Genomic DNA, 12025 nt, shown 5'->3' on the forward strand with positions numbered 1-12025 from the left:
AAATGGCGGGCCGCGCACAGACCTCCGGCAGCCTGCGCGACAGCCTTCCAGACCCCGCGCTCCCCTCGAATTCCTATGCCTCCCAAGCCCTCTTCCGGCACCTCCTCCAAGGCCGGCTCCGCCGCCGCGCGCAAAGGCCCCCTGGCCCTGGCCGGGCGCGTGCTGGCCTGGGCGCTGGCCATCGCCGCCGCCGGCGTGGTGTCGCTGGTGCTGCTGGCCGCCGTGGCGCTGGCCGTGGCCTATCCCAACCTGCCCGACATCTCCGACCTGGCCGACTACCGGCCCAAGCTGCCGCTGCGCGTGTACGCGGCCGACGGCGCGCTGCTGGGCGAGTTCGGCGAGGAGCGCCGCAACCTGATGCCGATCACGCAGATCCCCAAGATCATGAAGGATGCCGTGCTGGCCATCGAGGACGCGCGCTTCTACGAGCACGGCGGCGTGGACTACAAGGGCGTGCTGCGCGCGGCCGTTGCCAACCTGGGCCGCTTCAAGAGCCAGGGTGCCTCGACCATCACGATGCAGGTGGCGCGCAACGTGTACCTGTCCTCCGAGAAGACCTACACGCGCAAGATCTACGAGATCCTGCTGACCTTCAAGCTCGAGCACCTGCTCTCCAAGGACCAGATCCTGGAGATCTACATGAACCAGATCTTCCTGGGCAACCGCGCCTACGGCTTCGCGGCGGCCTCGGAAACCTACTTCGGCAAGCCGCTGCAGGACATCACGATCGCCGAGGCCGCCATGCTGGCCGGGCTGCCCAAGGCGCCGTCGGCCTACAACCCGATCAGCAACCCGAACCGCGCCCGCACGCGCCAGCTCTACATCATCCAGCGCATGCAGGAGAACGGCTTCATCACCGCCGCGCAGGCCGAGGCCGCCAAGCACGAGGAACTGCACATCCGCCCGCCCAGCGAAGGCCTGCGCGTGCATGGCGAATTCGTCGCCGAGACGGTGCGCCAGCTGATGTACGCGCAGTACGGAGACGCCACCTACACCCGCGGCCTGAACGTCTACACCACGCTGTCCTCCACCGACCAGATCGCCGCCTACAACGCGCTGCGCCGCGGCATCATGGATTTCGAGCGGCGGCAGATCTACCGCGGCCCCGAGAAGTTCATCGAACTGCCGCGCGACGCCGCCGAGATGGACGACGCGGTCGACGACGTGCTGCAGGAGCACCCGGACAACGGCGACGTGCTGTCGGCCGTGGTGCTGGAGGCCGGCCCGAAGCGCGTGCTGGCCGTGCGCGGCAACGGCGACCGGATCGAGATCACCGGCGAGGGCCTGCGGCCGGCGCAGTCCGGCCTGGCCGCCAGTGCGCAGCCCAACGTCAAGATCCGCCGTGGCGCCGTGATCCGCGTCGTCAGGACGCCCAGGAACACCTGGGAGATCACCCAGCTGCCCGAGGTCGAGGGCGCCTTCGTGGCCATGGACACGCACACCGGCGCGGTGCGCGCGCTGGTCGGCGGCTTCGACTTCCAGAAGAACAAGTTCAACCATGCGACGCAGGCCTGGCGCCAGCCGGGGTCCAGCTTCAAGCCCTTCATCTACTCGGCCGCGCTGGAGAAGGGCTTCACGCCGGCGACCCTGGTCAACGACGCGCCGCTGTTCTTCGACGCCGGCTTCACCGGCGGCCAGCCCTGGGAACCGAAGAACTCCGACGGCCGGTTCGACGGCCCGATGACGCTGCGCGCCGGCCTGGCCAAGTCCAAGAACATGATCTCCATCCGCGTGCTGCAGGCCGTGGGCCCGCAGAACGCGCAGGAGTGGATCACGCGCTTCGGCTTCGAGGCCGAGCGCCACCCGGCCTACCTGACGATGGCGCTGGGCGCCGGCTCGGTCACGCCGATGCAGCTGACGGCCGCGTATGCGGTGTTCGCCAACGGCGGCTACCGCGTGAACCCCTGGCTGATCGCCAAGGTCACCGACCACCGGGGCCGCACGCTGGTGGAAACCACGCCGCCGGTGCTGGACGAGAACGTGCGCGCGATCCCCGCGCGCAACGCCTTCGTGATGACGCAGCTGCTGGGCGAGGTGACCTCGCGCGGCACGGCCGCCCGCGCCCAGGCCATGCTCAAGCGCCCGGACGTGTACGGCAAGACCGGCACCACCAACGACGCGATCGACGCCTGGTTCGCCGGCTACCAGCCCACGCTGGCGGCCGTGGCCTGGATCGGCTACGACCAGCCGCGCAACCTGGGCGCGCGCGAGTCCGGCGGCGGCCTGTCGCTGCCGGTGTGGATCAGCTTCATGGAGCAGGCCCTCAAGGGCGTTCCGGTGAGCCAGCCGGCGCCGCCGCCCGGCGTGGTCAACAGCGGCGGCGAGTGGTTCTACGAGGAATACGCGCGCGACACCGGCGTGGGCAGCCTGGGCCTGGATGCGGCGCTGCCGGCGGCCAACGGCAGCGCCGCCGTGGCGCCGCCCCCCGCCGAGGAGCGCAACCGCATCCTGGACCTGTTCAGGAACTGAAGCGCACCGGCTGGCCGGCCTGGGCGCTGGCGTCCTGCGTCAGCTGGGCGAAGAACTCGGCCCCGCCCTTGGTGTCGCGCCACTGCCCGTCCTCGAACCGGTAGTGGTAGCCGCCGGACTGGCTGGCCAGCCAGACCTCGTGCAGCGGCTTCTGCAGGTTCACGACGATCTGGCTGCGGTTGGGGAACACCAGCGTGACCATGCCGCCGACGCGCTGGTTGTCCAGGTCGGCGTCGCTGGTTTCGTTGATGCGGTCGCAGCCGGCTTCCACGGCCGCCAGCAGGCGTTCGGCGCGGTCCATGAATTCGGGGTCGGTCATAATTTCAGGGATGTCGAGGGTGAAGAACATTCTAGGAAGCGCCATCTTGGCACTGCTGGCCGCAGCCTGCGGGCAGAAGGGCGATCTGTACTTCTCCCAGGATCCGGCCGCCGCCAACCGCGCCTCGCTGGTGCAGTCGCTGCGGCCGTCCATGCCGGCGTCGGCCGCCTCGGCGCCCGCGGCGGCACAGCCGCTGCCGGCGCTCGAACCGGCCACTCCGCCGCTGCCGCTGCCCGGCAGCTGAAGCGGCTGAAGGCGCGCGGCCGGGCAGTCCTTCAAATCCATGGCCGCGAGGCCGCACGACCTTGCGTGATGCATGGCCACCCGCACGGCGGCTGCCTATGATCCCCGGATTCCCGTCCACCCCTTCGCCATGACCGACTCGCCCCTGCCCGGCCACCCCCAGATCCACTACCGCGACGGCGCGCTGCACGTGGAAGACGTGCGCGTGGCCGACCTGGCCGCCCTGCACGGCACGCCGCTGTTCGTGTATTCCAAGGCCGCGATGCTGGCGGCGCTGGCGGCCTACCAGCGCGGCTTCGCGGGCCGGCGCGCCCGCATCTGCTACGCGATGAAGGCCAACTCCACGCTGGCCGTGCTGCAGCTGTTCGCCCGCGCGGGCTGCGGCTTCGACATCGTCTCGGGCGGCGAGCTGGCGCGGGTGCTGGCGGCCGGCGGCGATCCGGCCAAGGTCATCTTCTCCGGCGTCGGCAAGACGCGCGCGGAGATGCAACAGGCGCTGGTGCACGGCATCGCCTGCTTCAACGTGGAGAGCGCGGCCGAGCTGGACGTGCTGAACGAGGTCGCGCTACAGGCCGGCCGCACGGCGCCGGTCAGCATCCGCGTGAATCCCGACGTGGATGCGCAAACCCACCCCTACATCTCCACCGGCCTCAAGGGCAACAAGTTCGGCGTCGCGCACGACGAGGCGCTGGCGCTGTACCGCCACGCCGCCGGGCTGGAGGGCCTGCGGATCGTCGGCATCGACTGCCACATCGGCTCGCAGATCACGCAGGCGTCGCCCTACCTGGATGCGATGGACCGCGTGCTGGACCTGGTCGATGCGATCGAGGCGGCCGGCATCCGGATCGAGCACATCGACTTCGGCGGCGGCCTGGGCATCGACTACGGCGCGCCGGACGGCACCGAGCCGCCCGGCGCCGACGGGCTGTGGCAGCAACTGCTGGCCCGCCTCGACGCGCGTGGCTACGGCGAGCGCCTGCTGATGATCGAGCCCGGCCGCTCGCTGGTCGGCAACGCCGGCCTGTGCGTGGCCGAGGTGCTGTACCTCAAGCCCGGGGGGCAGAAGAACTTCTGCATCGTCGACGCCGCCATGAACGACCTGCCGCGGCCGGCCATGTACGAGGCCTACCACCGGATCGTGCCGCTGGCGCTGCGCCAGGATGCGCAGGCCACCGCCTACGACGTGGTCGGCCCGGTCTGCGAGAGCGGCGACTGGCTGGGCCGCGAGCGCACGCTCGCGGTGCAGCCCGGCGACCGGCTGGCCGTGCTGTCGGCAGGCGCCTACTGCATGAGCATGGCCAGCAACTACAACACCCGCGGCCGCGCGGCCGAGGTGCTGGTCGACGGACGCCGCGCCACGCTCATCCGCGCGCGCGAGGACGCGCAGGCGCAGATGCGCGGCGAGACGCTGCTGCCGGACTGAAGCGGCGCCACAGCCGCCACAGCCATAGCGCGCCCACGATGGCGGCATAGGCCGCGACTTCGGCGAAGTCGTTCTTGCCCGCGCGCATCCAGAAGAAGTGCAGCAGCGCCAGGCCGGCCGCCGCGTAGACCAGCCGGTGCAGCGCCTGCCAGCGCCGCCCGCCCAGCGCCTTGACCGCGCGGTTGGACGAGGTCGCGGCCAGCAGCGTCAGCAGCGCCAGCGCCGCGAAGCCGGCCAGGATGAACGGCCGCTTGGCGATGTCGGCGGCGATGTCCGGCACCTCGAAGCCCATGTCGAACCAGGCGTAGCACAGCAGGTGCAGAACGGCGTAGAAGTACGCGAACAGCCCCAGCGGGCGCCGCAGCCGCGCCAGCGCCGGCCAGCCCGCGAGCACGCGCAGCGGCGTGACGGCCAGCACGATGCACAGGAAACGCAGCGTCCAGTCGCCGGTCGCGCGGATCAGGTGCTCGGCCGGGTTGGCGCCCAGCCGGTCCGCGAACGCGCCGAACACCAGCCAGCAGAACGGCAGCAGGCACAGCGCGAACACAACCGGCTTGGCGGCCGGATGCAGCAGCGCCTTCACGTCAGAAGTTCTTCGCCAGGTCCATGCCGGCGTAGAGCTGGCCGACCTGCGGCTCGTAGCCGTTGAACAACAGTGTCTTGCGCTTCTTGCTGAACAGGCCGTCCTCGCCGATGCGGCGTTCGGTGGCCTGGCTCCAGCGCGGGTGGTCGACGTCGGGATTCACGTTGGAATAGAAACCGTACTCGTGCGCGGCGGCCTTGTTCCAGGCCGTCGCCGGCTGTTTCTCGACGAACCGGATCTTGACCAGGCTCTTGGCGCTCTTGAAGCCGTACTTCCAGGGCACGACCAGGCGCACCGGCGCGCCGTTCTGCTTGGGCAGCACCTCGCCGTACATGCCGAAGGCCAGCAGCGTCAGCGGGTGCATGGCCTCGTCCATGCGCAGGCCTTCGGCGTAGGGCCACTCGAGCACGCGCGAGCCGACGAAGGGCATGGTCTTGGGATCGGCCAGGCTCAGGAACTCCACGTACCTGGCACCCGGCTGCGGCTCCACCTTCTGGATCAGGGCCGACAGCGAATAGCCGACCCAGGGGATGACCATGGACCAGCCCTCGACGCAGCGCATGCGGTAGATGCGCTCCTCCTGGGCCGAGAGCCTGAGCAGATCTTCCAGCGCGTACGCGCCGGGCTTCCTGACCAGGCCCTCGATCTCCACGGTCCAGGGCGAGGTCTTCAGCGTGTGGGCGTTGCGGGCCGGGTCGGACTTGTCGGTGCCGAATTCGTAGAAGTTGTTGTAGCTGCTCGCATCCTCGTACGAGGTCGGCTTCTCCATGGTCATGGCGCCGGCCACCGCGGAGCGCGCGCCCGGCAGCGGCGCCAGCCTGTGCGGCCGCGCGACCGGCTGGGCCAGGGCCGCGCGAGCGGCCCAGCCGGCCAGCGCGGCGCCGGCCGCACCGCCGGCCATCCAGCGCATCAGTTCGCGCCGGCCTGCATGCACGCGCCGCGGCGTGATCTCGCTGGCATGGGGATGGATGAAACCGTCGGCGTGGGTCCAGATCAGCATGCGAAGCTCCTGCGGGTGCGCCCGTTTCGGACCCATACGTGGTCAAAGCGTTCCGTAGCTGTGCAGGCCCGACAGGAACATGTTGACGCCGAGGAAGGCGAAGGTCGTGATGGCCAGCCCCGCCAGCGCCCACCAGGCCGCCACGGTGCCGCGCAGGCCCTTCATGAGCCGCATGTGCAGCCAGGCCGCGTAGTTGAGCCAGACGATCAGCGCCCAGGTTTCCTTGGGGTCCCAGCTCCAGTAGCCGCCCCAGGCCTCGGCAGCCCACAGCGCGCCGAGCACGGTGGCGATCGTGAAGAACGCGAAGCCGACGGCGATGGCCTTGTACATCACGTCGTCCAGCACCTCCAGCCCCGGCAGCCGGGCCGCGATGCGCCGGCGGCCGAGCAGGATGCCGGCGACGATCAGCGCCGAGACGCCGAAGTACACCGCCCAGTAGCTGCTGACGCCCTGCACGCCGCCCTGGCGGAACACCACCGGCTCGAAGCACAGCACCACGCCCAGCAGCCACAGCGGCGCCAGGCGCCACCAGCGCGTCTCGCCGGCCTGCTGCTTGATCAGGTAGGCGAAGGCCACCATGGCCGCCAGCGCGAAAGTGCCGTAGCCGACGAAGTTGGCCGGCACGTGCAGCTTCATCCACCAGCTCTTGAGCGCCGGCACCAGCGGCTGGATCTCGTGCGCCTCACGCACCACCGTGTACCAGAGCAGGAAACCCACCGCCGCGCTGATGACCAGCAGCACGAAGGCGCCGAGCGCGCGCGTGCGGTACTGGGCCTCGAAGTACAGGTAGAAGGCCGCCGTCAGCCAGCAGAACAGCACGAACACCTCGTACAGGTTGCTGACCGGGATGTGGCCGATGTCCGGGCCGATCTGGTGGCTCTCGTACCAGCGCACCATGCTGCCGACCAGGGCCATCGTGACCGCCGCCCAGGCCACGCGCGAGCCGATCAGCTCCAGCGACGCCGCCGGGTTGCGCGCCAGCATGCCGGCCCAGTAGAACGCGGTGCTGACGAAGAACAGCATGCTCATCCACAGGATGGCCGACTGGCTGGACAGGAAGTACTTGAGCCAGAACACCTGGTCGGCGCGCGCCAGGTCGGCCTGCCCGCCCGACTGGTAGGAGGCGATGGCCAGCAGCGACAGGCCGGCCACGACCAGCATCAGCACGCGCAGCGGCCGCCAGAACCAGCCCAGCCAGACCAGCGCCGGCACGGTGCCGGCCAGGATCCACTTCTCGTAGACGTCCATGGCCGCGTGGTAGCGCGCGAAGGCCAGCACGCCGCCGGCCACGGCCAGCAGCGCGAACAGCCAGTCGAACCAGCTGCGCCGGGCCAGGAAGCCCTCGTTCAGGACCAGGGTGTCTTCGTGCGTGATGGTGTTCATTGCTTCGCTTCCTGCTGCGCGCCGATCAGCTGGCGGCCGAGCCGCTCGAATTCGCGGTCCACGTCCAGCGTCCGGCGGTTGGACGACAGCGCCATGGTCGCCTCGGACCCGGCGCCGAGGCCCTGCGGCGTCAGCCAGACCCACAGCCGGCGCTCGCGCACGTAGAGCATCGCGAAAACGCCGACGATCAGCAACAGGCAGCCCAGGTACACGATGTTGCGGCCCGGCGCGCGCGCGACCTGGAACACGCTGGCCTGCACCTGGCGGAAGTCGGCCAGCATGAAGGCCATCGGCGCCGGGTACAGCAAGGCGTCGCTGAGCGACAGCACGGCCTGGGTCATGAAGCCCTGGGTGCGCGGCGCATCGGGATCCAGCGGCTTGGCGCCGGCGCGCTCCTGGGCCAGCTGGACCAGCTCGAACAGCGTGCCGTTCAGGATGCGCACCAGCACCTCGCCGGCGCGGGCGCGCTCGGCCTCGGGCACGTTGGCCTCGATGAAGTCGGCGATGGCCTGCAGGCCGCCGCGCGGCACAGCCTGCCCTTCGGCGCGCCCGCCGCCGGCGAACAGCGCCAGCGCCTTGGAGCCCGAGGCCGCCAGCTGGGCGGCCAGCTCGGGCCGCTGCGGATCGACCGCGCGCTGCGCGTAGCGCTGCACGGCCTGCTCGCGCAGCGCGGGATCGCGCAGCGCCGCGTACAGGCGCACGAAGGTGTCCATGCTGTCGTCCGCATCGGCCGGGATGCGCAGGTAGCGGAAGGGCTCGGCCGGCGTGGCGCGCACGCCCAGCAGGAAGGCCAGCGCGCCGTCGCCGGTGTCCACCGGCAGCATGTAGTTGTGGAACTCGCGCGCCTGGCCGGCCGCGTCGCGCAGCCGGTAGGTGATGCTGGGGCCGACGTTGCGCAGCTCGCGCTGGGTCGCGGTCTTGTTGCCGGCACCCAGCCGCGCGTCGATGGCGGCGCCCAGGTCGACCTTGCGCACGTCCACCGCGCCGTCGGCCGGCGCGCCGCCCAGGTTCTCCACGTTGATCACGCGCAGGGCGGTGTACTCCAGCGTCATCGTGTCGCCGCCGCGCACGAGTTCGGTGCTGGCGCCGATCTGGCCCTCGACCTCGAACGGCTGGCCGCCCGGCACCAGCGGCACGGCGCGCAGCTTCACCGTGGAGCCGCCGTCGTCGAAGCTGGACTGGTAGATCTCCACGCCCTTGTAGCGCACCGGGTGGTTGACCTCCACGCGCGCCGGCGTCTGCGCGCCGGTCTCGCGGTCGTGGATCACGATGTCGCTGGCGAACAGCTTGGGCATGCCGGTCGAGTAGTACTCGACGATGAACTTCTTCAGCTCGACCGCGAACGGCAGCTCCTGCAGCAGCACGCCGTCGGACTGCGACAGGATGGCGGTGCTGGACTGCGTGCCCTCGGCCACCATCAGGTTGCCGCGGAAGGTCGGGTTGCGCATGGACAGCCGGTGCTCGGGCGCGACGTCGGCGATCATGCCGCCGCCCCGGTAGACCGACTTGCCGTTGAACCAGGTCTGCGCGCGCACGACCAGGTCGCCGTCGAACAGGCCGCCGATGCAGATCAGCACGATGGCGCTGTGCGCGGCCAGGTAGCCCAGCTTGTTGGCCGCGCCGGCCTTGGCCGCGACCATCCAGCCCTCGCCCGCCGGCGTGTCGCGGCGCTGCAGCTTGACCTTCCAGCCGGCGCCGGCCAGGGCCTTGCCGATGCGCGCGGCGGCGGCGGCGGGGCTGCCGGCCACCTGGCCGTGCGCGCGGTGGTGGAAGGCGTTCAGGCTCTGCGCGCGGATGTCCTGCTTGTAGGCTTTCAGGTCGGCCAGGATCTTCGGCGTGCTGCGCACGATGCACAGGGTCGTGCTGACGACCAGGAAACCCAGGATCAGCAGGAACCACCAGGCGCTGTAGACCGCGTTCAGGCCGAACTTCTCGAACAGCAGCGCCCAGAACGGGCCGAACTGGTTGACGTAGTTGGCGGACGGCTCGTGCTGCTTGACGACGGTGCCGATCACGGAGGCGATGCAGACGGTCGTCAGCAGCGCGATCGCGAAGCGCATGGACGACAGCAGCTCCACCACGGCCCGCCAGGCGTGGGAGCCGCTGCGCACGCGCAGGCCGTGGGTGGAAGTGCTCATCGAAGCTCGCCGGGGCGCCGTTCAGGCGCCCATGAAAAAAGCGGGCCATCCGCCCGCGGGCCCGCCGTGCTGCCCTTCGACCGGATGGCCCGTTCCTTGGGTCGGGGAAGCCGGCATTTGGTTCCGCGCGCGCCGCGCGCCGCGCGCGTCAGCGCAGGCCGGCGATGTAGTCGGCGACCGCACGGATCTCGCGGTCGTTCATCTTGGCGGCCACGCCGGTCATCTGCACGTTGTTCAGGCGCTTGCCGTCGCGAAAGGCAAGCAGCTGCGCGACCGTGTAGTCGGCATGCTGGCCGGACAGGCGCGGGTACTGCGACGGGATGCCGGCGCCGTTGGGGCTGTGGCAGCCAGCGCAGGCGGCGATCTGGCGGTCCGGGATGCCGCCGCGGAAGATGCGCTCGCCCAGCATCACCAGGTCCTTGTCCTTGGCGAAGCCGGGCTTGGCCTTCTGCGCCGTGACCCAGTAGGCGATGTTGCGCATGTCGTCCTCGCTCAGCGTGGAGGCGAAGCCCTTCATGACCGCATCGTTGCGCTTGCCGTCCTTGAACTCGCGCAGCTGCTTGATCAGGTACTCGGGGTGCTGCTGCGACAACCGGGGGTTGGCCGGGATGGTCGAGTTGCCGTCCGCGCCGTGGCAGGCCGCGCAGACCGCGGTGAAGCCCTGCTCGCCCTTGACCAGATCCGGCTTGGCCGTCTTGGGCGCGGCCGGCTGCCCCTCCTCCGCGGCGATGCTTGGAAACGACAGCGCTGCCAGCGCGGCAGCCAGGATCATGCAGGCGGGCAACTTCATATCGAGGGTCGTTTTATGTGCGCAAAACCCGGCGATTCTACAATGCGCCCCCGCGCCTTCCCTGCACCCTCCATGACCTCTCCCGCCCCTGCCGCCGCCCTCGCCACGGGCTGGCTGCACACGGCGCGCTTCCTGACGACGGCCGCGCAGCTGCACCAGCTGCCGGCGCCGGGCGTGCCCGAGATCGCTTTCGTCGGCCGCTCCAACGCCGGCAAGTCGACCTGCATCAATACGCTGACGCAGCGCAAGCAGCTGGCCTTCGCCTCCAAGAAGCCCGGCCGCACGCAGCACATCAACCTGTTCGCGCTGGGCCGCCAGGGCGCGACCGACGCGGTGCTGGCCGACCTGCCGGGCTACGGCTACGCCGCCGTGCCGCTGCAGGACAAGCTGCGCTGGCAGCGCGTGATGGCCAACTACCTGGCCAGCCGCGAGAACCTCGCGGGCGTGGTGCTGCTGTGCGACCCCCGCCATGGCCTGACCGAGCTGGACGAGGGCCTGCTGGAGGTGATCCGCCCGCGCGTGGAGCAGGGCCTGCCCTTCCTGCTGCTGCTGACCAAGGCCGACAAGCTCACCCGCAGTGAGGCGGCCAAGGCGCTGTCGATCGCGCGGCTGCAGGCCGGCGGCGGCCAGGCCATGCTGTTCTCGGCGCTCAAGCGCCAGGGCGTGGACGAGGTCAGCCAGCTGCTGTGGGACTGGGCGCATCCGGAGCAGCCGGACGCCCCGCCCCCGGCGGCGGCGCCTCAATAGACCGGGGGCTCCCCGGGCGGACGGGTCTTGAAGCGCTTGTGCACCCAGAAGTACTGCTCGGGCATGGCGTCGATCCAGCCCTGCAGCCGCTGGTTCATCAGCGCCGTGTCGGCGGTGGCGTCGGCGGTCGGGAAACCATCCCAGCCCGGCAGCACCTGCACCTCGTAGCCGTCGTCGGTCAGCCGCGTGACCACCGGCACCACGCGCGCGCGCCCCAGCCGCGCGAAGCGCGACAGCGAGGGCACGGTGGCCGCCGGCACGCCGTAGAACGGCACGAACACCGAGTCGCGCGCGCCGAAGTCCATGTCCGGCAGCAGGTAGACCGGCTCGCCGGCGCGCAGCGCCGCGACGATGGGCTTGACGCCGTCGATGCGGCCGTACAGCTTGGCATTGCCGAAGCGCTGGCGCCCCTGCTTGACCCAGGCGTCGACCGTCGCGTTGGACTGCTGCGTGTAGATGGTCGCGAACTGGCGCCGCACCTGCTGCGACAGCGCCGTGGCGCCCGCGTCCAGGCCCACGAAGTGCGGCGCGAACAGCAGCCGCGGCGCCAGGCCGTCGAACTCGTGCAGCGCGCCGGTCAGCCGCAGCCGCGCGCGCGTGACCTCCGGGCGGCCGTGCCAGAGCCAGGCGCGGTCCAGCCAGGCCTGCACGAAGACGACGAAGTGGCGCCTGGCCAGCGCCTCGCGCTCGGCGGCGGACAGCTGCGGGAAGCACAGCGCCAGGTTGGTCAGCGCGATGCGCCGGCGGCTGGCCACCACCCGGTACAGCAGCCGGCCCAGCACGGCGCCCAGGCCGCGCACCCAGGCCAGCGGCAGCGGCGCCAGCAGGCGCAGCAGCGCGATGGCGATGCGCGCCATCACCGCGCAGCGCCCCGGTTCGACAGTGGGGACATCGACAACCTTCTAGAATCAGCGCCGTCGCCGAGTTACT

11 protein-coding genes are annotated in these 12025 nt (G+C 70.8%); 4 read left to right on the plus strand and 7 right to left on the minus strand.

All coding sequences use genetic code 11. The features are described from left to right. The first annotated feature begins 75 nt into the window (after positions 1-75). The gene (locus QM782_RS03760; protein WP_415201590.1) at positions 76-2469 is read left to right on the plus strand and encodes a penicillin-binding protein 1A; all 2394 of its coding nucleotides are present in this window, start codon (positions 76-78) and stop codon (positions 2467-2469) included. Here the strand turns inward: QM782_RS03760 and cyaY are convergent. After that, positions 2459-2788: an iron donor protein CyaY gene (cyaY, locus tag QM782_RS03765; RefSeq protein ID WP_415201591.1), complete on the minus strand. Its 330-nt coding sequence runs from the start codon at positions 2786-2788 to the stop codon at positions 2459-2461. The genes QM782_RS03760 and cyaY overlap by 11 nt on opposite strands. Positions 2789-2834: 46 nt before the next feature. On the opposite strand from cyaY, the gene QM782_RS03770 reads away from it, so the two are divergent. Then, complete coding sequence (locus tag QM782_RS03770) at positions 2835-3032, plus strand: lipoprotein (protein ID WP_415201592.1); 198 nt, start codon at positions 2835-2837, stop codon at positions 3030-3032. A 129-nt stretch (positions 3033-3161) separates the two neighbouring features. Then, complete coding sequence (gene lysA, locus QM782_RS03775) at positions 3162-4454, plus strand: diaminopimelate decarboxylase (RefSeq protein WP_415201593.1); 1293 nt, start codon at positions 3162-3164, stop codon at positions 4452-4454. Here the strand turns inward: lysA and QM782_RS03780 are convergent. The 5 genes from QM782_RS03780 to QM782_RS03800 all read right to left on the minus strand — a co-directional run bounded on the left by QM782_RS03780 (position 4393) and on the right by QM782_RS03800 (position 10348). After that, on the minus strand, positions 4393-5037 hold the full coding sequence (locus tag QM782_RS03780; RefSeq protein ID WP_415201594.1) for a sulfite oxidase heme-binding subunit YedZ: 645 nt from the start codon (positions 5035-5037) through the stop codon (positions 4393-4395). The genes lysA and QM782_RS03780 overlap by 62 nt on opposite strands. Position 5038: 1 nt before the next feature. Continuing rightward, the gene (msrP, locus tag QM782_RS03785) at positions 5039-6037 is read right to left on the minus strand and encodes a protein-methionine-sulfoxide reductase catalytic subunit MsrP (protein ID WP_415201595.1); all 999 of its coding nucleotides are present in this window, start codon (positions 6035-6037) and stop codon (positions 5039-5041) included. 42 nt (positions 6038-6079) lie between these two features. Then, positions 6080-7420, minus strand: a complete 1341-nt coding sequence (gene ccsB, locus QM782_RS03790; RefSeq protein WP_415201596.1) for a c-type cytochrome biogenesis protein CcsB — start codon at positions 7418-7420, stop codon at positions 6080-6082. Next, complete coding sequence (locus QM782_RS03795) at positions 7417-9558, minus strand: cytochrome c biogenesis protein ResB (protein WP_415201597.1); 2142 nt, start codon at positions 9556-9558, stop codon at positions 7417-7419. Before QM782_RS03795 ends, ccsB begins: the two co-directional genes overlap by 4 nt. A gap of 148 nt (positions 9559-9706) precedes the next feature. Then, positions 9707-10348 carry a c-type cytochrome gene (locus QM782_RS03800; protein WP_415201598.1) on the minus strand — a complete coding sequence of 214 codons (642 nt, stop codon included), beginning with the start codon at positions 10346-10348 and terminating at the stop codon, positions 9707-9709. A 72-nt stretch (positions 10349-10420) separates the two neighbouring features. On the opposite strand from QM782_RS03800, the gene yihA reads away from it, so the two are divergent. Continuing rightward, a complete protein-coding gene (gene yihA / locus QM782_RS03805; RefSeq protein WP_415201599.1) occupies positions 10421-11095 on the plus strand; it encodes a ribosome biogenesis GTP-binding protein YihA/YsxC in 675 nt (224 codons plus the stop codon). Here yihA and QM782_RS03810 read toward each other — a convergent pair. After that, on the minus strand, positions 11089-11952 hold the full coding sequence (locus tag QM782_RS03810; protein ID WP_415201600.1) for a lipid A biosynthesis acyltransferase: 864 nt from the start codon (positions 11950-11952) through the stop codon (positions 11089-11091). The genes yihA and QM782_RS03810 overlap by 7 nt on opposite strands. Positions 11953-12025 lie beyond the last annotated feature (73 nt).

Origin of the sequence: Pseudorhodoferax sp., assembly GCF_047601025.1 — a bacterium.
Lineage (GTDB): Bacteria > Pseudomonadota > Gammaproteobacteria > Burkholderiales > Burkholderiaceae_C > Pseudorhodoferax.